Source organism: Variovorax sp. P5_A3 (assembly GCF_056400665.1).
On record NZ_JBFUKW010000033.1, the window covers coordinates 1 to 20,727 of the forward strand.

Annotated in this window: 21 protein-coding genes; 4 read left to right on the forward strand and 17 right to left on the reverse strand. The window is 66.1% G+C overall.

What is annotated here, in order from left to right:
* Positions 1-483 (forward strand): VOC family protein (locus AC1D3B_RS31755; protein WP_478194654.1); only part of this gene is annotated, 483 nt, incomplete at its 5' end.
* Positions 484-505: 22 nt separating this feature from the next.
* Here AC1D3B_RS31755 and AC1D3B_RS31760 read toward each other — a convergent pair.
* On the reverse strand, positions 506-1,477 hold the full coding sequence (locus AC1D3B_RS31760) for a 1-acyl-sn-glycerol-3-phosphate acyltransferase (RefSeq protein WP_478194655.1): 972 nt from the start codon (positions 1,475-1,477) through the stop codon (positions 506-508).
* Between the two features lie 118 nt (positions 1,478-1,595).
* On the opposite strand from AC1D3B_RS31760, the gene AC1D3B_RS31765 reads away from it, so the two are divergent.
* Positions 1,596-2,513 (forward strand): alpha/beta fold hydrolase, encoded by a 918-nt coding sequence (locus AC1D3B_RS31765; protein ID WP_478194656.1) that lies wholly within the window; start codon positions 1,596-1,598, stop codon positions 2,511-2,513.
* Here AC1D3B_RS31765 and AC1D3B_RS31770 read toward each other — a convergent pair whose 3' ends face one another.
* Positions 2,514-2,684, reverse strand: coding sequence for a hypothetical protein (locus AC1D3B_RS31770; RefSeq protein WP_478194657.1), 171 nt, complete (start codon positions 2,682-2,684; stop codon positions 2,514-2,516).
* A gap of 73 nt (positions 2,685-2,757) precedes the next feature.
* Positions 2,758-3,324 carry an N-acetyltransferase family protein gene (locus tag AC1D3B_RS31775; protein ID WP_478194658.1) on the reverse strand — a complete coding sequence of 189 codons (567 nt, stop codon included), beginning with the start codon at positions 3,322-3,324 and terminating at the stop codon, positions 2,758-2,760.
* Between the two features lie 317 nt (positions 3,325-3,641).
* Between AC1D3B_RS31775 and katG the strand changes: the two genes are divergently transcribed.
* Positions 3,642-5,894, forward strand: coding sequence for a catalase/peroxidase HPI (katG, locus tag AC1D3B_RS31780; RefSeq protein WP_478194659.1), 2,253 nt, complete (start codon positions 3,642-3,644; stop codon positions 5,892-5,894).
* A 12-nt stretch (positions 5,895-5,906) separates the two neighbouring features.
* On the opposite strand, the gene AC1D3B_RS31785 is transcribed toward katG, so the two are convergent.
* The 14 genes from AC1D3B_RS31785 to AC1D3B_RS31850 form a co-directional block, all read right to left on the reverse strand.
* On the reverse strand, positions 5,907-6,320 hold the full coding sequence (locus AC1D3B_RS31785) for a GFA family protein (protein WP_478194660.1): 414 nt from the start codon (positions 6,318-6,320) through the stop codon (positions 5,907-5,909).
* Positions 6,321-6,360: 40 nt separating this feature from the next.
* Positions 6,361-6,825, reverse strand: a complete 465-nt coding sequence (locus tag AC1D3B_RS31790; RefSeq protein WP_478194661.1) for an SRPBCC family protein — start codon at positions 6,823-6,825, stop codon at positions 6,361-6,363.
* The gene (locus AC1D3B_RS31795) at positions 6,822-7,148 is read right to left on the reverse strand and encodes an ArsR/SmtB family transcription factor (RefSeq protein WP_478194662.1); all 327 of its coding nucleotides are present in this window, start codon (positions 7,146-7,148) and stop codon (positions 6,822-6,824) included. Before AC1D3B_RS31795 ends, AC1D3B_RS31790 begins: the two co-directional genes overlap by 4 nt.
* A gap of 69 nt (positions 7,149-7,217) precedes the next feature.
* Positions 7,218-9,575, reverse strand: coding sequence for a TonB-dependent receptor (locus tag AC1D3B_RS31800; RefSeq protein WP_478194663.1), 2,358 nt, complete (start codon positions 9,573-9,575; stop codon positions 7,218-7,220).
* Positions 9,576-9,677: 102 nt separating this feature from the next.
* Positions 9,678-10,037, reverse strand: coding sequence for a DUF2946 family protein (locus AC1D3B_RS31805; RefSeq protein ID WP_478194664.1), 360 nt, complete (start codon positions 10,035-10,037; stop codon positions 9,678-9,680).
* A 76-nt stretch (positions 10,038-10,113) separates the two neighbouring features.
* Positions 10,114-10,590, reverse strand: a complete 477-nt coding sequence (locus tag AC1D3B_RS31810) for a C40 family peptidase (RefSeq protein ID WP_478194711.1) — start codon at positions 10,588-10,590, stop codon at positions 10,114-10,116.
* Positions 10,591-10,610: 20 nt separating this feature from the next.
* The gene (locus tag AC1D3B_RS31815; protein ID WP_478194665.1) at positions 10,611-11,480 is read right to left on the reverse strand and encodes an NAD(P)-dependent oxidoreductase; all 870 of its coding nucleotides are present in this window, start codon (positions 11,478-11,480) and stop codon (positions 10,611-10,613) included.
* 105 nt (positions 11,481-11,585) lie between these two features.
* Positions 11,586-11,771 (reverse strand): hypothetical protein, encoded by a 186-nt coding sequence (locus AC1D3B_RS31820; RefSeq protein ID WP_478194666.1) that lies wholly within the window; start codon positions 11,769-11,771, stop codon positions 11,586-11,588.
* 100 nt (positions 11,772-11,871) lie between these two features.
* Positions 11,872-12,216, reverse strand: coding sequence for a hypothetical protein (locus tag AC1D3B_RS31825; RefSeq protein ID WP_478194667.1), 345 nt, complete (start codon positions 12,214-12,216; stop codon positions 11,872-11,874).
* A 28-nt stretch (positions 12,217-12,244) separates the two neighbouring features.
* Positions 12,245-12,700 (reverse strand): FecR domain-containing protein, encoded by a 456-nt coding sequence (locus AC1D3B_RS31830; RefSeq protein ID WP_478194668.1) that lies wholly within the window; start codon positions 12,698-12,700, stop codon positions 12,245-12,247.
* A 9-nt stretch (positions 12,701-12,709) separates the two neighbouring features.
* A complete protein-coding gene (locus AC1D3B_RS31835) occupies positions 12,710-16,348 on the reverse strand; it encodes a two-partner secretion domain-containing protein (protein ID WP_478194669.1) in 3,639 nt (1,212 codons plus the stop codon).
* Between the two features lie 28 nt (positions 16,349-16,376).
* Positions 16,377-18,062 carry a ShlB/FhaC/HecB family hemolysin secretion/activation protein gene (locus AC1D3B_RS31840; RefSeq protein ID WP_478194670.1) on the reverse strand — a complete coding sequence of 562 codons (1,686 nt, stop codon included), beginning with the start codon at positions 18,060-18,062 and terminating at the stop codon, positions 16,377-16,379.
* A 209-nt stretch (positions 18,063-18,271) separates the two neighbouring features.
* Complete coding sequence (locus tag AC1D3B_RS31845; protein ID WP_478194671.1) at positions 18,272-19,021, reverse strand: helix-turn-helix transcriptional regulator; 750 nt, start codon at positions 19,019-19,021, stop codon at positions 18,272-18,274.
* A complete protein-coding gene (locus AC1D3B_RS31850; protein WP_478194672.1) occupies positions 19,018-19,506 on the reverse strand; it encodes a RidA family protein in 489 nt (162 codons plus the stop codon). The genes AC1D3B_RS31845 and AC1D3B_RS31850 overlap by 4 nt, the downstream gene beginning before the upstream one ends.
* A gap of 104 nt (positions 19,507-19,610) precedes the next feature.
* On the opposite strand from AC1D3B_RS31850, the gene AC1D3B_RS31855 reads away from it, so the two are divergent.
* Complete coding sequence (locus AC1D3B_RS31855; RefSeq protein WP_478194673.1) at positions 19,611-20,711, forward strand: aminotransferase class V-fold PLP-dependent enzyme; 1,101 nt, start codon at positions 19,611-19,613, stop codon at positions 20,709-20,711.
* Positions 20,712-20,727 lie beyond the last annotated feature (16 nt).

A 20,727-nucleotide genomic window follows, 5' to 3' on the forward strand; every position in this document is an offset into this window, starting at 1 on the left:
TCCAAGGCGCTGACCGCGCCGGACGGCAAGATCCGCATCCCGCTGAACGAGGAGTCGAAGAAGGGCTCCGGCCAGATCGAAGAGTATCTGATGAAGTTCAATGGCGAGGGCATCCAGCACATCGCACTGCTCAGCGACAACCTGATCGAGACGATCGACCAGCTCGGCCTGGCGGGCGTTCCGCTGATGACCGCGCCGAACGACATCTACTACGAGATGCTCGAGACGCGCCTGCCAGGCCATGGCCAGCCGATTCCCGAACTGCAGGCGCGCGGCATCCTTCTCGACGGAACCACCGAGGGCGGCACGCCGCGCCTCCTGCTGCAGATCTTCTCGGAGACGGCCTTTGGCGGTCCGGTGTTCTTCGAGTTCATCCAGCGAATGGGCGACTACAGCGAGGGCTTCGGCGAAGGCAACTTCAAGGCCCTCTTCCAGTCGATCGAACGCGACCAGGTGCGCCGCGGCGTATTGAAGACGGACTGAGGTCCGACACAGGCCGAGGCGCTCAGGCGGCCGGGCGGTGAGCCGGCCCGTTCGCGAAGATCAGGTGTCGCATCTGGGCAGTGATGGATTCGCCGAGCGACTGCGTCTCGTCTGTTCCTGCGTCCGACGATTTGCCGAATGTGACCCTGGCGACCAGGTCGCGATAGCGTGGGAGCGTCACCTGCAAGGCTGCGGCGAGCTTCTCCTTGTCGCGCGCCGTGCGGCGCAACAGAGTGAGCGGATGTCTCTGCGCCTCCGGCGAAATGACATGGCTCACCAGCGCGGGCACGAAGCGCGTCCGGGGGGCCAGTCGGGCGAACACGGTGTAGCCGCTGGACCAGTTCATCAACGACGCCGCTGCCCGTTGCGGACCGAAGGCGGCCGGGTCGGGCTCGATCTCGCCCGCCGGGAAGGTCAGCAGGGCACCGCCGTCCTGCAAATGCCTGGCGGCAGCCCGTATGACGGCCATGCGCCCGCCTTCCTCGTCAGGCAGGAAGATCAGTTGCCGCGCGACGTTGGGCAAGGCGCGAAGGAACGGGCGATCCAGGGCGATCACGCGAAGGTCGGGGCGGGATGCGAGGCTGGTGAAGAGTGCGACCGTGTCCGTCATTCCGGGATGGTTGGCCAGGATCATCACCGGGCCTTGCGGCGGAACGTGTTCCAGGCCCGAGGTGACGATGCCGGCGGTCATCCGGCTCATCAGCCAGGCGCTGCCTTGTGCCAGGCCATGTGCGCCGACATGGGTGTCGAACTCGTGCGCAGTCCGGGCGAAGCGGCCGGCCGCAGGCCTCAGCAATCGGCACAACGGCGTGCCACGCAGGCGCATCAGTCCCATCGAATCCAGCAGGTCGATCAGGTTGACCTCGGTGAGTGTCTCGACCAATGGTGACGCGGTGGCTGTCATGTACGGGGTTGGCAACTGGAGTGGCACGACGTCCATTCTTCCAGATGGGCGCGCATCTACACGGTAGTCAGTGTCGATAGCAGTCGCCATTCACGGCCGACACTCCTACACTGGCGCGCCGACCCTACCAAGGCAATTGGCTTGAACAGCCTGTCGGGCCACAACCGGTCCCTTTGTCTCCCATAGCGATTCACCGAGGAAAAAGCCCATGCTCAAGTTCCTGTTCCGATGGCTTGCCGTCGCCCTTCTTTCCGGCGCCGCGTACGCGGATGTTCCACCCTTTCCAACGGGCTTTCGAACGCAGGAGCTTGCAGTGAACGGGACCACGCTGCATGTCCGCGTGGGCGGCAAGGGACCGGCCGTGACGCTCATCCACGGCTACGGGGAGACCGGCGACATGTGGGCACTGTTGGCCGCGGACCTGATGAAGGACCACACCGTCGTCGTGCCCGATCTGCGCGGCATGGGACTCTCGGCGCACCCGGCAGGCGGCTTCGACAAGAAGAACCAGGCCGTCGACATCGCGCAGGTGCTCGATACACTGAAGATCGGCAAGACAGACCTCGTCACGCACGACATCGGCAACATGGTCGGGTTCGCCTTCGCGGCGCAGTACCGCGACCGCGTCGGGCGCTTTGTGCTGATCGATGCACCCGTACCCGGCGTCGGCCCGTGGGAAGAGATTCTCAAGAATCCGCTGCTCTGGCACTTCCGCTTCGGCGGTCCCGACATGGAGCGCCTGGTGGCCGGACGCGAGCGCATCTACCTGGACCGCTTCTGGAACGAGTTCTCGGCCGATCCGAAGAAGTTCGACGAAGCCTCGCGCCGCCACTACGCGAAGCTCTATGCCCGCCCCGGCGCGATGCATTCGGGCTTCGCGCAATTCGCGGCCTTCGACCAGGACGCAATCGACAACAAGGCCTTCCTGGCGAAGGGCAAGCTCACAGTCCCGGTCCTGGCCGTCGGCGGCGAGAAGTCGTTCGGCCCCACCATGGCGATCGTGATGCGAGCCGCCGCAGACAACGTGACCGAGGGGATCGTCCCGGGCTCGGGCCACTGGATCATGGAAGAGAACCCGAAGGCGACGGTCAAGCTGGTGACCGATTTTCTCGGCAGCGCGAGCTGATCAGGCCACGTCGCGCACTGATTTCCAGTTGTCCCAGGCGGTGTCGTCCACGTGCTCGCGGTGCGTGTCCCTGGCCTCGGCGGATGAAGAATCCGCGTCGGAATCCCTCGAGGTGGCGTTGTCCGCGCATTGAAAGGAATGTGGCTCGGTGAATCGGTATTCGTGCTTCATGTCGGCATCGCTTTGCTGGTTCAGGGAAAGGTGGAAACCGGGGCCATGCGCCGCATGGAATTGGACGGGGTCGTCATGACGGCCTCTGGACAGTGAGGTCGAGGCCGAGCGTCGTGACGACGCCCGACCGGCGCAATGTCGGGGAGCCTGATCGCCGGGCAAGCGCCAACATACCGACATTGGTCGCGAGCACATGTCCGCTCAACTTGCGAAGTCCGTACCGGCGTCCCGCGTCGCTGAGGCGCAACATCAGTTCGCGCCCCACGCCCAGCCGCTGCCAGGCATCGGCCACGACGATGGCGAAATCGGCTTCATGCGGCGACGACTCCACGACGAAGCGGGCCACCCCGATGAGCTTCTCCTGGTCTCCCGCACCCGTCACCGCGACCACTGCACACTCGGTCTCAGGATCGATCGCCGACCAGCGATGGAGTTCGTCGTCCGTCGGCATGCGCGGGGACAGCAGTCGCTTGTAGGCCGTGTCCGGGGAGAGGCCATGCACGAAGTCATGCAGCATCCGAAAGTCCGCGGCACGGATGTGCCGGAACCGGACCTGCGACAGCGCGAGGCTGGCGGCGCGCGGGGTTCCGAATCCAACATCTCTGCGGACAGGTGTTTCAAAGAGTACTGCTTCCGTCATTGCCATCTCCCGGTTGAAGGTCGATGTATGCAATGTAGACACGACGGAATGGCGAACCAAGACTGTCGCCAACAACGCGGTATTGAGCGGAGAGAAACAATGCGCGATGCGCGGGCCGTGCTCCTTTGGAGGTAGTCGCACCTGCACTTCGGTTGGATTCGACGGTACTCATCGTGCCGATGCGCCCGACGGCGCAGGGGTAGATGCTTGGGGCCGGCGTCCGGTAGCGACAGGCAATGCGGGCGAGTTGCAACCAGGGCTTCGTCTGCCAGAGAATTCGAGCCCCACCACTCATTTGCTCGAAGCAGGAGTCCTCCATGGCGAACGAAACGAACCAGGCGAAGTGTCCATTCAGCCAGGCCGCGGGCGGCGGCACGACCAACCACGACTGGTGGCCCAATCACCTGCGCGTTGACCTGCTGCACCAGCATTCGGCGAAGTCGGACCCCCTGCGAGGGGATTTCGACTACGCCTCGGCGTTCAAGAGCCTCGACTTTGCTGCGTTGAAAGCGGATCTTGCCGCATTGATGACGGACTCGCAGGATTGGTGGCCGGCGGACTTCGGGCACTACGGTGGGTTGTTCATCCGCATGGCGTGGCACAGTGCGGGCACCTATCGCATCGGCGATGGCCGGGGCGGTGCCGGCCGCGGCCAGCAGCGCTTCGCGCCGCTGAACAGTTGGCCTGACAACGTGAGCCTGGACAAGGCGCGGCGCCTCCTGTGGCCGATCAAGCAGAAGTACGGCCAGAAGATCTCCTGGGCGGACCTGATGATCCTTGCGGGCAACGTCGCGCTGGAAACCATGGGTTTCAAGACTTTCGGCTTCGCCGGCGGACGCCCCGATGTATGGGAACCGGACCAGGACGTGTACTGGGGCCGCGAGACGACCTGGCTCGGCGGTGACGTGCGCTACTCGAAGGGCTCGCCGGGCGTCGAGGAGGACCATGGCGTGCTCGTGAAAGACGACGACAGCAAGGTGCAGCACACACGCGATCTCGAGAACCCGCTCGGTGCCGTGCAGATGGGTCTGATCTACGTCAACCCCGAAGGTCCCGACGGCAACCCCGACCCGATCGCCGCGGCCTTCGACATCCGCGACACCTTCGCGCGCATGGCGATGGACGACGAGGAGACCGTGGCGCTGATCGCCGGCGGCCACACCTTCGGCAAGACCCACGGCGCGGCCGAGGCGTCGAACGTCGCGCACGAACCCGAAGCGGCCGGCATCGAGGAACAGGGCCTCGGGTGGAAGAACAGCTTCGGCACTGGCAAAGGGGCCGATGCGATCACCAGCGGCCTGGAGGTCACCTGGACCACGACGCCGACCCGGTGGAGCAACAACTTCTTCTCGAACCTGTTCGGCTACGAATGGGAACTGACGAAGAGCCCGGCCGGCGCGCAGCAATGGGTCGCCAAGGGCGCCGGAGCGACGATCCCGCATGCCTTCGACGCATCGAAGAAGCTCGTGCCGACGATGCTGACCACCGACCTGTCACTGCGCTTCGACCCGGCCTACGAGAAGATCTCGCGGCGCTTCATGGAGAACCCCGACCAGTTCGCGGATGCCTTCGCCCGCGCCTGGTTCAAGCTCACGCACCGCGACATGGGGCCGCGCGCTCGCTACCTCGGGCCGGAAGTGCCTGCGGAAGAACTCATCTGGCAGGACCCGATTCCCGCGGTCGACCACCCGTTGGTCGACGGGCAGGACGTCGAGGCCCTCAAGAAGAAGGTGCTGGCGTCCAGACTCACGGTCGCGCAACTCGTCTCGACGGCCTGGGCCTCGGCTTCCACCTTCCGTGGCTCCGACAAGCGCGGCGGCGCGAACGGTGCGCGGATCCGCCTGGCGCCGCAGAAGGACTGGGCCGTCAATCAGCCGCCGCAACTCGCCAAGGTTCTCCAGGCCCTCGAGGGCATCCGCGACGAGTTCAACGCGGCCCAGACAGGCGGCAAGAAGATCTCTCTCGCCGACCTCATCGTGCTGGCCGGCGGCGCAGGCGTGGAGCAGGCGGCGCGCGAAGCAGGCCGTGAAGTCAAGGTGCCCTTCGCGCCGGGGCGGATCGACGCCTCGCAGGAGCAAACCGACGTGCCCTCCTTCGCTCCGCTCGAGCCGATCGCGGACGGCTTCCGCAACTACGCGAAAACGAACTTCGGCGTGCCCGTGGAGGCGCTGCTCGTCGACAAGGCGCAATTGCTGACACTGACGGCGCCCGAAATGACGGTGCTCGTCGGCGGCCTGCGCGTGCTGGGCGCCAATGCCGGCACGGTACGGCACGGCGTCTTCACCAAGCGGCCAGGTACGCTCAGCAATGACTTTTTCGTCAATCTGCTCGACATGGGTACGCAGTGGAAGCCGGCCGCCGATGCCAAGGACGGGTTCGAAGGCTCCGACCGCAAGACGGGCGAACTGCGCTGGACCGCGACACGCGCCGACCTGGTCTTCGGCTCGAACTCGCAGCTGCGCGCCGTCGCGGAGGTCTACGGCAGTGCGGACGCGCAGGAGAGGTTCGTCGATGATTTCGTGGCCGCGTGGACCAAGGTCATGAACCTCGATCGGTTCGACCTCGCCTGAGTCGTCCGTTGCTCACCCCGGTGGCATCTTGTCGAAGGCCGGCAGCTCGGGGTCGAGGTGGTCCCACGCGAGGGCGCGCGCGCGATAGGTGACCACCTGCGGCTTGAAGCGGCTCGGGTCGTCCAGGCTTGCCGCGTGGACGGTGAAGATCTGCGGCATGGCCGAAAAGCGCAGGTAGACCGGTGAACCGCAGCGCGGGCAGAAGCCGCGGGTCTTCACATGGCCGCTGTCGGCGACGATGTCCCACTGCGTCGCCTCGCCGGTGAGCTTCACGCCGGCGGCGGCAAAGGTGAGGTAGGAGCCGTGGCCGGTGCCGCTCTTGTGCTGGCAATCGCGGCACTGGCAGTGGTTCATGAAAACCGGTTCACCGGGGATTTCGTAGCGGATCGCGCCGCAAGCGCATCCGCCGGCGTAGACGTCGGTCATGTTCTCTCTCCTGTGTCGAGGTGATGTGTGCCGTCGCTCGTCAGTGCGGCCCGTCGATGAAGTTGCGCAGGTTGGGGACGACCTTGCGCCAGCCATCGCTCATGTTCTCGAAGGCGGTATCGTTGATCGGTGTCACGAAGCCTGAGTGCACGAGCCTCAATCGCGTGCCTTCCGGGACCTTGGTCAGCGTGAACGCAACGACCGTGTCCAGCCGCGAACCGTATCCGTTGTTGCTTTCATGGCCGCCCTTCCAGGCATAGACGAAGCGCTCGTTCGGCACGACCTCCAGCACTTCGCAATGAATGGTGCCATTCCACTCACCGGCCGGCCTGGTCTGGTAGGTGAAGCGCGTGCCCTTTACGGCAGCGAAGCCGTGCGGCTCCATCAGCCAGCGCGCCATCAGCGCGCCCGTGGTGAGGGTCTTCCAGATCGCCTCGGGCGCATGGGGAAAGACTTCGTCCACCACGATGTCTTGCGTGGCGGATTTCAGGGCGGTGTCGTTCATGGGTCGATCTCTTTCAAGAGGGTGCGGAGGTCGGCAAAACGCTTGCGCCAGAACGTGCCGTAGTGGCCCATCCAATCGGCAAGCGGCGCCAGGCCTTTGGGGTCGGCGCGGTAGAAGACGTTGCGGCCCTGCGCGCGGTCGACGACCAGGCCCGCGCGTTTGAGCGAGCCCAGGTGCTGCGAGATGGCGGACTGGGTGACGCCGCTGCCCTCGGTCAATTCCGCCACGCTGATTTCGCGCGCGTGCACGATCCGCTCGAAGACGGCACGCCGCGTGGGGTCGGCGAGCGTGCGCATGACGGTGTCGAGGGGGGCGGCTTGCATGATGGGATTCATATTAGCCGGCACTGATTGATCAGTCAATGCTAATTGATTTGACTCTCCAGAATTCGATCAAAGGTCCCAGTGCAACTCCACGTTGTAGGTGCGCTGCGGATAGGGATGGAAGTTCCAGTACTGGTAGTTGTTGGCGTTGTCGATGCCGAAGGCCATCGACCATTGCTTGTCGATCTGATAGCGGACCCGCAGGTCGAGCGTGGTGTACCTGCTCGCGCCGAAATAGGCGAAGCCGTTGACGTCGCTGTTGTCCAGCGTGGAGTACTGGGTGCCGCTGTAGCGGACCGCGGCGGTATAGGACCAATGGGCGTCCGGCTTGTACGTGCCGAAAACCGTCGAGCGCCATCGCGGCACGCGCGGCTGCCACTTTCCGATGCTGGCCGGATAGGCCGGGTTCTCGGCGATCCTGGAGTCGGCGTAGGTGAGGCTCGCACCGAGCTCCAGTCCGCGCACGAACACATCCTGGCCCGAGTAGGCGAGCTCCAGGCCGGTGGTGCGCACCTGCTTGATGTTCTGCACGCGCGAGACCGCCGGGTTCGTGCCGGGAATCACCTGGGTATAGAGCGCATCGTCCGTGACCTCGTGGAAAAGCGTCGCACGCGCGAGTCCACTGCCGAGGTCCTTTTCCGCGGACAGCTCTTCGGTCCACGACTTCTCGGGTTTGAGGAAGGGATCGTTGATGAAGGACAGTGCCCCGCCGGTGGTCGCACCGTAGAGCTCGCCGACCGTGGGGTACCGCACCGCGCGACCCACCGAGGCCTTCAGCACGGTGTCGTCGGTCCATTGGTAGGCCAAGGCGCCCTTGGGCGAAGCGTCGGTCTCGTTGCGCGACGGGTAGGACAGGTTGTTGTTCGCGGTCGATGTGAATCCATTGTCCGCCTGCCAGTTCTCCACGCGCAGCCCGAGGACGGTCTTCCACCGCTGCGCGAAAGCCCAACTGTCCTGCGCCCAGGCGGCCACTGTCTGCGTGTTGCCGCCGACGTTGCTGACCAGCGTGCCCGAGGGTCCATCCAGCCAGTTGCCGATGACGTTGGTCTTGAGAATGCCGAGCTTGTAGGCGTCGCGTTCGAGGCCGAAGTCCACGATGTGTGCACCACCGATGCCTTGTGGGCGCCACGTTCCCTTGGCCGCGAGCGTGTTCCAGCCCGTCGCCCCGCCCTGGTCCTGCAAGGTTCCGGCGCCTCCGAAGTTCGCGAGAGGCGGCGCCACGGTAGGCGCGCGCTGCTGATCCTTCGAATAGTCGTAGAGGCTGGCGGCGACCTCCCAGTCCCACTCGCCCTTGGTGTTGCTCTTGACCGAGAAACCATGCATGTAATGAGTCTGTTCGTCGTTGGTCAGCGGGAAGGCGGTGGGCGACAGATTGAAGCTGCGCCCCAGGATGTTGATCAGCCCGCTGTAAACCGGCTGGCCGGCGGCATTGCTCAGGTAGGTCGCGGGGTGGCCTTCCGAGGTGTTCTGCCACCAGCCGAGCGTGTAGGTCGCGGTCACCGTGGGCGAAAAGTCGTAGGCCAGCTTGATCTTCGCGTGATCCTGGATCGTGTGGTACTGCGTGCCGGTGCCCAGGATGTACCAGGGCGTGTTCGTGGTGTTGAGGCCGAACACGTAGCCTGTGACCGGCGTCCCTGCGCGTCCGGGCGTGCCCGATGCCACCGTGGCAGTCGTGAAGGTGAGCGGCTGGCTTTCGCTGTTGCCGCGGCTGACGTCGATCCACCACGACCAGTCGCCGCTTCGGCTGCCCAGCGAGGCGCTGCCCTGCCAACTGTTGAAAGTCTCGTGCGTGTTGTAGAGGCTGTTGGGCTGCGACTGGAAGCCGGTGCTGATATGAGCCTCGAGTTGCGACGGCATGCGCGTCACGTAGTCGACCACGGCTCCGGCGGAATTGCCCGGATAGGCCGCGGAAAAGGGACCGTACATCACGTCCACGCGCTCGATTTCCTCTGGCGTGACCAGGCCCCAGCGAGGCGCGAAGTTGGTACCGTTGGCGATGCCGTTGCCGAGATAGTTCGACAGAAGGATGTCGTCGGCATAGACCGCCGAGCGCGCGCTGTTGCCGGTGCCCGAGGCACGGGTCGAGAGGATCGCGTGGTTGTAGTCGCCGATATAGCGCTTGCGCACGAGCAAGCTCGGGAAGTACTTCAACGCGTCCTCGCTGTCGGTCGCGTTGATGCGGGTCTTTATCTCCTCGCCAGTGATGCCTTCGATGGTGGTGGGGATCTGGGTCGGCAATGAGGTCGGCTGGCCGCCTGTGACGGTCACGACGCCGAGCGACTTGACGCGTTCGGGCGCTTCGTCGGACGACGACGAAGAGGCAGGGGCTGCGGATGAAGACGGTTGCCCTTGGGATTGGGCCAGGGCAGGCGCGGCCAGCCATGGAAAAGCTGCGCCCAGCGCGAGCGACAGTATGGTCTTGTTCATCGGAAAGGGCTCCTCGGCATCCCCTCGGATGCCGATGCGTTGCTAGGAGGATCGCGACGCAACACCCTTAGCGGGCGTCTCGCTTCGCAATCGAAAACAAGCTCAGGAGGAGACCGGTGGGGCGCGCGCCGGCGGCGGCGCCGCCGTTGCAGCCGCAATGCGCGCCGCAGGGATCGACTGGACCGCATGGGCCAGCGGTTGAAGGTTCGGCAGATCTGCCATCGGCGCGACGGGCGGCGGCGCCCCCGTCAATGCGCAGAGCGGGCAATCCAGATGACCCGCGCCGACATCCTCGACGCCGTTGTCCGTCTGCATGACGACCTTGACGGCACCGACGCTCGTGCAAACGAGTTGCATCGTCTTGGGCTGAACGACCGGCGAGGCGATGGCCACCCCCAGCGACAACACGAACCACGCCAGCACGAAGCTGACGAGATTGCGGGCGCGACGCAGGAAAGGCATGGGCGCGATTATCGTGCGCAACAGCCTCACTGCGTAGAGACGGATCGAAGTGTGGCGTTGCGTCGTTCCCGCCCGATCACGGACGCCGAACGTCCATCCGCTGGCGCGACCAATACGGTCCATCGAGGCGGTCGAGTCTCACCTCTCCGCCCGTCGAAGGCGCGTGCACGAAACGGTTCTCACCGACGTAGATGCCCGCGTGGGTGGGCCGTGCTCCGCCGAACAGCACCAGGTCGCCCGTGCGCAATCCGTCGCGCGCGATCGGCTCTCCGAACCCGGCAAGTTGCGCCACGGTGCGCGGCGTGGCCAAGCCTGCGCTCACGCGGTACACATAGGCGATCAGGCCGCTGCAGTCGAAACCTCCGTCGATCGTATTGCCACCGTAGCGGTAGGGTGTGCCCACCAGTCCCATTGCGTGGATCGCCGCATCCGTCGATTGCTCGGCCGAGATCAGCGATGGCCGCGCGCTCCGCGTCTGGAGCGGGGCGCTGCCGCAGGCCGCAAGCACCAGGCAGGCACTCAGGATGATGAGGAGACGTCCCTTGCGCCCCATCACCATTGCCACGGCGCCATTCACGCCGATCCGAGGATCGAGGGCAGCTCCGGCACGAGTGCGTCCGGCGCGCGCGCGATGGCGAGTTCCAGCGTGGACAGCACCGCGGCCGCCACTTCCTTGTGCGAACCCGCGTCCGCGGCCATGGTGTTGTAGTAGTCCAGGTCCTTGCGTGCATTGGCGACCGAGAAGCGCAGTCCGGACGTGTCCCCGGCCAGCAGGAAGGGCTTGAGCCGCTCCAGCGCGATGCCGCCGCCGCCCCCCTTGGCCAGCACGTCGACGAAGGCTTCGGGCGACACCTGGCTGCGCTGGGCGCAGGCGGCCGCTTCCGACAGCAGCGTCACCATGCCCAGCGACACGTAGTTGTGCAGCAGCTTCATGCTGTGGCCCGCGCCCACCGGACCCATGTACGAGATGTTCTCGGCAAAGCACTGCAGCAGCGGCCGGCATTCCTCCAGAAGGGCCGCGTCGCCGCCGACCAGCAGGTTGAGCCGGCCCTCGGCCGCTTCCTTCGGCGTGCGTGTCATCGGACTGTCGAGGAAGCGTCCGCCCGCGGCCTGCACGGCCTGCGCCATGCGCACGCTGGACGACGGGATCGCGGTGGAACAGTCGATCACCACGGCGCCGGGCCGCAGTCCTTCGAGGATGCCGTCCGGTCCCTGCAGCACGGCCTCCACCTGCGGCGAACCGGTGAGCACGAGGATGATCACGTCCGAGCGCTCGGCCAGCGCCTTCACGCTGGTGAAGCCCTTGGCCCCTGCGGCCTTGAGCGCGTCCAGCGGCTGGTTGCCGGGATGCTCGAACAGGCCCAACTCGTAGTCGCGCCTGACGATGTTGCTCGCGATCCCGTGGCCCATCATGCCGATGCCCACCATGCCGATTCGCTTCATTGCCTGTCACCCCTTCGATGTGTATTGGACGGACTGCAAGTATCCGCTCAATGCGACGCAGGCACGACAGGGTCGGGGCATTTGCGGCGAGGCTGCCGCCCGCGATCAACGGATCGTAGAGAGCCTTGCGCCGACTTTTCCCGTGCCGGAGCACTCGCTCAAGAGTTCTGCGGACTGCGTGACCTGCGCTGCCATCCTCTCGTTCAGCGACTGCCAGCGACGATGCTGCGTCGGCCGGATCAGGCAGATCCACGCGACGCCAAGGCAAGCGACGAAGATCGTCGCGATCATCCAGTGCACCCATTCCATACCGAAACCCTCACTCCATCTTGTTGGGTCGCAGTTTGTTGGTTCATGGCGGGGCCAGACATCCCCAGAATTGGGGAGCTAACTAACGGACCTCGCAATCCACGGCATTGGATTTCGCAGTAGACGTCGAGGCGTGCCCGGGCGCCGTCGGGGTGTTGAACGCAGGCGGCGGTGTGAACTGGATGCCAGGATTCTTCGGGACAACGACCGGAGGTTGGATGGAGGATGCCGTATAGCCGAACTGCCCTGCGGAGAAGTTCTGGGTGCCGCTCGGATTGGTGACGTGAATCAGGCCATCGATGACCTGCACATAGAGGCCCGGCGCCCGCGCACCCGGCACGGGCGGCGCAGCCGGACCCTGGGCCAGGGCGGCCGCCCCGTGCAATCCGAACAGCAGGACGATCAGCGATTTGTTGAGGGTGTTCATGGGGATTTGTCTCGGCAATCGCAGTCCATCAGGGACGGATGGGGTTCAGGGAAACAACCATGCTGGCGCTCCCCTGTAGCAGCCCCATGGGCGTGTTGATCACGGTCGCTTCCGCACTGCGTCGCGCAAGCTTGCCGGCGGTCGTCTGAACGCCGCCCTGCGCAAGGCCCAGTTCGACCTTGTCCTGCTGCGGCTTGTCGGCGTCGTAGGCGTAGCGGGTCACGACCAGCATGGATTCGGGCTGCAGCAGCACTTCTGCGTCGTCCTTGAAGACCACGCGGGCGTAGCTGTTGCGCTGGGTGGAGATCGTGTCGCCCTCGTTTACCTGCGAGTTCACGGCGAGCACCCGATTGACGCCGTCGGCGCCCCTGGAAACCAGCATGCCCGACAAGTTGGTGACGGTGCCGACGCCCTGGGCGAATACGGCCTGGGCCGACAGCATCAAGGCGAGGAGGGGCAAACGGAGGCGTTTGTTCGTTGTCATGGCTTGCTCCTAGTTGCAGTACAGCTTCTTGACGGGCTCGTTCTTGGTGCCGGACTTGTCATTGGAGGCGACCTCCTTCGTGTCGCTCTTGTCCGCGGCCTTGTCCGCGGTCTTTTCCGCACTCTTGCTGTCGTCGCGGGCATTGCCGGACCCACCGGTCGACGAGGTGCTGGAAGAGCCCAAGACCGGAGCCAGCTCGCTCGCGGCGGTCGGCTGGACCGTCGAAAGCGTGTAGATGACCTGGTTCGATGCCTGCTGGACAGGCTTCGTCGGCTCGGAAGCGGTCGGCGGCGAAAGCACCTGGCAGAGCGCCGAATTGGGCGCGATGGTGCAGATGTCCGCCGCGGGCGGTGAGGAAGCCGTTTGTGGCGGCTGTGTGGGCCTCGGCGTGGGCGAAGGTAGAACCACCGCGCAACCTGGCAATGACGGGCTGACCGTGCAAGCAGCCAGTGTCGGCAACACCACGGAACAACCCGCCATGGAAGGCGTTGTCATGCAGACTGCCAACGATGGCAGCACGCTCGCACACCCGGCGACGGCCGGGTCGGAGACGCAGGCATTCAGGGATGGAACCACGGCCGCCCTCACGCGCGCCACTGCAGCACCTTGCGGCGCGTAGCTGACAGTCAGCGTCGCGACGCCGCCACCGAATGTCACGGGCGCTGCAGCGACCTGGTCGAAGGTCCCGCTGTTGCTGCCACCGCGCGCCACGATGAAGTCCGCGGACGCCGCATCCACCGGCGCAAAGGTGCCCAGCGCATGGATCCGCAGCGTGCCTCCCAGGCGTGCAGAGCCGTCGACATCGAGCAAGTCGAATTCGCCCGCCCCCAGCCCGCCCAGCTTGACGTCGAGCACCCCGTTGCCGCCCTGCGCATAGTTGCCTTGCACGGACAGCGCGCCCGCCGCGGTGCTCGTGCCTGGCGCCACCGTCCCGTTGTTGTACAGCGTGCCTCCGCCCACCCCGCCCATCGCGAGCGTCCCGCTGCCGGTGATGCTGCCGTTGTTGTAGACGTCCGCGCCGCCCGTGCGCAGCGTTCCGCCGCCTTGAAGGACGATGGCGCCATTGTTCGCATGCGCCTCGTCGAACGTCGCGTCGAGCAAGCCCTGGTTGATCTGCACCGTGCCGCCGGGCTGGTTGTTGAAGGTGCCGCTCCCCTGCAGGATCAGCGCCGATGTGCTTGCGGGGCCGACACTCAGCGTGCCGAGGTTGTTCCACGTCGACTGGTCGAGCAGCGTCACCTGCGCGCCGTCCGCATGGACCCGGTTGCGCGTGGTGAGCATGTGGCCTTGCCCATTGATCACGGTCGTCGCGCCCATTGACAGGTCGGGCGCGCCGGCGCCGACGTCCACCGAGCCCATCAGCGTGATGTAGTTCTGCCAACCCATCGTGCCCGCGCCGGCAAAGGAGACATTGCTGTTCAACGCCACGCTGTCGAGCGTGACGTGGGCGCCGCTCGCCGCCTGGACCTGCCCGTCCAGTTGCGCACCCATGATGCCCAGCGCGCCGACCTCGGAGCGCACCACGCTGCCCGCTGTGCTGCTGAAGCCCGTGTATTGCTGGTCCACCGCGCTCGTCTTGACCAGGCTTCCGTTGTTGACGAAATTCGCCAGCGCCCCGCCTGCGCCCCGCAGCACGTAGGTCTGCGTCCCCGATGTGGTGATGGCGCCGTCGTTCCGGAAGCGCGTGCCTTCGTCGGACGAAGAGATCGCGCCGTTGCCGACGACCGCCACGCTCGTGCCATTGGTCCAACCGGCCGAGCCGTGCAGCGCGACCGTGCCATCGACCACCACGCCCGCGCCCTGCGTCGACAGTGTGCTCGAGGCGAAGCCCCACAGGTCGATGTCGTGCATGACCAGCGCATTGCCGCCGCCTGCAAAGAGCAGGTTCGTACCGAGATTCACCTGCCCCGACCACTCCACCGTGCCGCTGCCCGTGAAAGCGGTCCCCGCGTTGAATGTCTGCCCGCCCGACATCGAGAGGCCCGCGCCCGAAGCCACACTGAACTCGCCCGTATGCGTGCCACCGTGGTCGAGGAGCGCCGTGCCCGCGCCGCCGACGGACACCGTGCCGGCATTGTTCAAGCTCCCCGACAGGGCCGAGCCCGCACGGTTCACCGCCAGCGCGGCGCCCGGCAGCACGTTGACGCTGGCCGCGTTGATCGCCGACGTCGCCATGTTCAGCGAGGTCGTGCCTGCGCCGATGTTGAGCGTACCGTTGCCGTTGCCGCCCAGTCCCTCCGACACATTGAGCACGCCACCGCGCAAGTCCAGGCTGGCGTTGAGCCGCACGGCATGATCGACGCCGGTGTAGTTGTCCTGGTAGTTGCTGTTGAGATTCAGGCCGAGTGCACTGTTGGCACTCGTGATTGGCGCGTTGATGACGATGTTGTTGCTGGCGTTCAGCGTCAGCGCCGACTCGATGCTGCCCGTCTTCGCGATGGCCGCGGACACCGTGATGTCGCCGCGCCACGGATCGGTGGCAGGGTTTCCCGTGCCCGTGGTAATGCTGACGTTCACCCCCGCGTCGAGTTGCGAGTTGATGGTCCCCGCGCTGATGCGCGCGCCGGACTCGTTGGAGACGAGCGCACCCGTGACGCCGCTGTCCGGACCCGACGCCACGATCTCGATGTCATAGGGGTCGATGTGCCACTCCCCGCCGCGCCCCAATACCGGCACGTTGACGACATCCAGCGAGCGGTGTCCCGAGGTATCGACATAGCCGCCCTTGCCGGTGCTGCCCGTGGCCGCGATCCGGCCGTCGATCGAGGCGGCCCGGTCCGCAATCAGTTCCACGCGCCCGCCCGTGGTGCCGCTGGCACTGATGTCCGAGCTGCTCGACGTCTTCACGTCGCCCGATGCGCGGAGGAAGACGCGCCCGCCTTCGCTCACCACGCTGTCGGCATGGATCTCCCCGCTGTTGCTCACCAGCCCGGCCGCCAATCCGATGCGCCCCGCCTCGGCGACGATGCGCCCGAGGTTCTTCGCCTCGCCTTGCGTGCCGGTGATCTGCACGGAAACGCCCGGCGTGCCGGTGTCCATCAATTGCACGTTCTGCCCGGCAGCCAGCAGCACTTCGCCGTTCGGCGCGTTCAGCGTGCCCGTGTTGGTCACGCTCGGCGCCACCAGATAGATGCTGCCGCCTCGGGCCGTGTTGATGGTGCCGGCGTTGCGCACTTCGCCCGCGGTGCCGCCGCTCCTGAAGGTCAACCGCCCCGCGAGGAAGTCACTGTCGCTGACGTTCAGCGTGCTGGCCACGAAGCTGCCCACATCGATGCGCGCGCCGGCCCCCACCATGATGCCGGCCGGGTTGATGAGCCACAGCGCGCCGTTGGCCTTGATCTGCCCCTCGATCTGCGAAGGGTCGCCGCCCAGCGTGCGCGCCAGCAATGCGGACTGTGCGTTGGGCTGGCGGATGTCCACCACGGCGCCGGAGCCCACATTGAAGGTCTGGAAATTGACCAGCGCCTGCGGGGTCGTCTGGTTGATGTTCAGGGTCGTGCCGTTGCGGGTGATGGCGGCATTGCCGGCGGTGACGTTCCAACCCGTCGGCAGTGCCCCGGGCAGCACCTGCGCCCGCAGGGACGGGCTCATGGCCATGCACAGGGTTGCAGCGGCAAGCGAGAGATGACGGAGTCTGAAACAGCGCATGGGATCTTTCCTTTTCTTCTTCTCGTCTTCAGTACGCCAGCACCGCGAGGAACTGCGCGCGCCAGTCGCCGCGCTTCTCGTTCGGCGCGGTGCCTGCGTCGAGCACGCGGGCGACGTCCAGGCGCAGGTTGAAGTCGCGCGTCCATACATAGCGCGTGCCGAACCCCACGCTGGACACGTTGACGCTGTACGGCACCGTGATGCCGTCCGCGCGGTTATTGCTGCCATGGCCGGCATCGATGAAGCCGAGCATTCGCCACTGGCCAGGAATGCCGGCCCACCCGGCCAGCTCCGGCGTGTAGATCTCGGCGTTGACGACCACGCCGCTGTCCGCCACCACCGCACGCTCGTCGAAGCCGCGTACCAGCGTCGCGCCGGTCAGCGAGAACTGCTCGCTGCTCACCAGGGGCGACGAGGTGTACTGCCCGGTCGCCGACAGGCGCACCTGCCAGCCGCCGGCCAGCGCCCTGTTGAAGGCGGCCGCGCCGTACGCGGCCATGAAGCTGTCGATCGTGTCGCGGTTGCCCGAGGTGAGATACGAATAGCGGTCGACACGGCCGTTGACGTTCGTGTAGCTGCTGCCGCTCGGGATGTTGCGCCACACGCCGGCGGTGTAGCTCAGGTTCTGGTCGATCCCGTCGCGCTGGCCGACGTAGCTCAGGCTCAGCGGCGTCGTCTGGTAAGGCACACACGAGGCGATGGGCGGCGTCGGCCCTTCGAAGCTGATCTCCTGGCCGCCTATGCTGCAGCGCGAGTCGATGTTCTTGTGATCGAGACCGAGCACCAGCTTCGCGGAGCTTTCGCCGTCGCGGCCGAGGAAATGGTTCCAGCGCACGCCGTACACATCGCCCTTGCCGGTGAAGCCCAGCACGCCGCCCAATGTGGGCGAGGCGGCCGGTGAATTGGTGTTCGACTTGCCGTAGACGAGGTCCAGGCTGTCGCCGAGGCCGTAGAACGGGATCCGGTAGCCCAGCGAATAGAGGTCCATCTGCACGCCCTCGGGCTTGTCGGGCGAGGTTGTGTAGGCGATCGTGCCGACCTGGTCGCGATCGAACAGGTTGGCGTGCTGCAGTGCGATGCCGGTGCGCCAGGTGCCAGTCGACGAAGTGCCGGTGTTGTCGACCGTGGCGATCAGGCGAAGCGGGCGATAGTCGGTCACCGCCACCTTGGCGTCGATGGTGCCGGGCGTCGCGCCTTCCGCGAGCGTCACGCCGATCTGCTTGGCGGGGTTGTCGTTGGCGAGCTGAAGCGATTCCGAAATCGCGCGCAACCTCGGTGGCTGCCCCACCTGCAGCGGTGCCACGCTGGCGCGGATGTTGCGGGCGTCGAAGTGCTGGTTACCGATGACGGTGACCGAGGCGATCACGCTTTCCGTCACCTTGATCCGCACGACGCCGCCGGTCAGTTCCTGCTCGGGCAGCGAGACGGTGACGGCGCTGTAGCCGGCCTGGCGGTAGGCGTCCTGCAGCGCCTCGACAGCGAGTTGGATATCGCCATAGGTGCGGCCCGGGCCGGTCATCGGGGCGACGCGCCTGTCGACGTCGGAAGCGGCGAGCAGCGTGTTGCCTTCGACCTGGAAACGGGTGATGTCGAAGCGCACCTCCCCGGGGGCAGCAGAGGTGGCGGGTGGCGTCGTCGCAGCGATGGCGGATGCAGCCACGAAAGCCAGGGTCGCGCTCAGCCCGCACCGGGCCAGGAATCTCTTCTTCTTCAAACGTCCGCTCGCAGTTCTTGCTCAGTCCATGGGGCTGAACGAACGACGCGCGGTGGCAACTGGCTCTGTTCAGGGTGCGGCGATCGTAACGTGCTGTAACGAAAGCGCCCGCGATCGCGATGGATCACGAGCGTGCCGTTTGCCTGGAATGCGGGCGTATTTCACGAACGCCATCTGTCACCGCCGGCGCGACCGCGTTCAAACCCCTGCTATCCCCTTCCTCCACGCCCGTTCGTTCCGACCGTCTCGCCCCGGCGCGCCTTTACCTCATCGAGGTAGTTGTAGATCGTGTAGCGTGTCACGCCAAGGGCGGTGGCGGCGCGTTCGACGCCGCCCCGGACCATGAAGAGTCCGCGCTCGAGCATCATCTCGACGGCCGCCGTCTTCTCCGCCTTGTCCATTTTCTGCACGGGCTTGCCGTAGCGGCGCACGGCGCTGGAGATGATGTCGAGCATCAAGGCCTCGGTGTCGAGCACTTCCACCTTGGGTTCCTTCCCGGTTTCGTTTCTCGAGGGCAGCATGCGAGCAAGCAGTGCCTGCGCGGCCTCGATGCTGTGGAAGTCCGCATTCAGGCACAAGGCTGCAAAGGTGTGGCCCAGCGAGTCGCGAAACATGGCAGTGGCCGACACGAGCGAGCGGCCGTCGCGCGCAAAGGTGGGATAGGGAAACACCGACACATGCTCGGCCGGCTGCGCCGGCGCCTTGCCCTTGGCCAGGATCGCCAGGGCCTTGTCGTTGCCCGGCCCGGCCAACACCGGGCTGCCCGGGCCGCGGCCGGTGACATGGCCGTTGGCGATGCGCAGCACCGAGCATTCGGGCCGCGTCAGGTCGTGCAGCACTACTTCGATGTGATCGCCCACCATGGCGCCCAGCATCGGCACGACCGTGTCGAGCGCGGCCAGGATCACCTCGCGTTCGCGCCGCACCTCGGGCGAAAGTCGGGGCGCGCGCTTGCTCATGCCTCGAAGTCGACCTCGGCGACCATTTCGATTTCCACCGCGATGCCGAAGGGCAGATCGTGCGCGGAGACCGCGCTGCGCGCGTGGCGCCCACGCTCGCCGAACACCTCCACGAGCAGGTCGGAGGCACCGTTCATCACCAGGTGCTGGCGCTGGAAGCCCTCGGCGCAGTTCACCCACGCCAGCAGCTTCAGGATCCGCGTGACGCGGTCGAGCGATCCCGCGTGCGCGCGCAGGATGGCCAGCGAATTGAGGATGGTCAGGCGCGCGGCCTGGTAGCCCTCGGCCTCCGAGAGGTCCACGCCCACCTTGCCGCGGTAGACCACCTGCCCGTCCGAGATCGGCCCCTGGCCGGCGAGGAAGACCATCCGGCCACTCTGGGTGGCAGTGACGTAGTTGGCGGCGGGTTGCGGCGCGGGCGGAAGCTCGATGCCCAGCGCCTTCAGGCGCGTCTCCGCGCCGGCGTGTTCGGCTGCGTTCTCCATGTGGTCCTTTCTTTTCCTCAGGTCGGCTTGACACTCGTGGCACTCGCCGTTTAAATTTCATCTTAAACAGCTTGTTGATTCGTTTCAACTAAATATCAATCTCCATGGCGTCCTCCTCAGTCATCGACCGGAGCGCACTGATACGCGAGCTCTTTCCCTATCTCGCGCAGCGCGTCTATCTCGACACGGCCGCCGCAGGACTGTGCTGGAAGGGCCATGGCGCGGCCGTGGCGCGCTTCTACGAAGACGTGAAGAGCCGTGGCTACGACGCCCGGCCCGAGTGGTGGGCCATGTCCAACAAGGTGCGGGGGCGCCTCGCGCAATGGCTGGGCGTGACGGCGGCTGACATCACCTTCGTCTCCAACACCACCGAGGGACTCAACCTCGCGGCGCACAGCGTCGAGTTCCGCACCGGCGACCGCATCGTTTGCGCACAGGACGAGTTCCCTTCCGTCATTCGCATCTGGAAGGCCGCCGAACGCCAGGGGGCCCAAGTGGTGCATGTGCCCATCCCGCGCGAAGACGAGCGCCAGGCCCACCTGATGGACGCGGTGAGCGCCGGGGCGCGCGTGCTCGTCGTCTCGCAGACGCATTCCAGCACCGGCACCACGCTGGACCTGGCCGCGCTGGGCCGGCACTGCCGCGAGCGCGGCACGCTGCTGATGGTGGACGGCATCCAGGCCCTGGGCGCGGTGCCCACCGACCTGACCGATGTCGACATCTACGCCGCGTCCTTCTTCAAGTGGATGCTCTCGGGGTTCGGCTTCGGTATCCTGGTGACTTCGCCACGCGCGCGCGAAGCGATGGCACCGGCGTGGCAGGGCTACGCCAACATGGACGACACGCGGCAACTGCAGTACGCGCATGTCAACACGCCCGCGCTGTACGGACTCGATGCAACGCTGGACCTGTTCGAGCGCATCGGCTGGAACAGCGTCCACGCGCGCGTGCAGGCGCTGGGCGACCAGCTCATCGCCGAGTCCGACCGGCTGGGCCTTCCCCTCGTCACCCCGCGGGCGCAGCGCGCGGGCATCTTCGTCTTCCGGGCACCGGACGGCGAGGCGGCGCGGCTGCAACTGGCCGAGCGCAACATCAGCGTCTCCGCGCGCGGCGAAGGCGTGCGCGTCTCACCCCACTTCTACAACAGCAGCGATGACATCGCGCAATGCGCCGCCGCGCTGGCTGATGTGCTTGCGGGCTCCTGAGCACCGCATCGCCCGT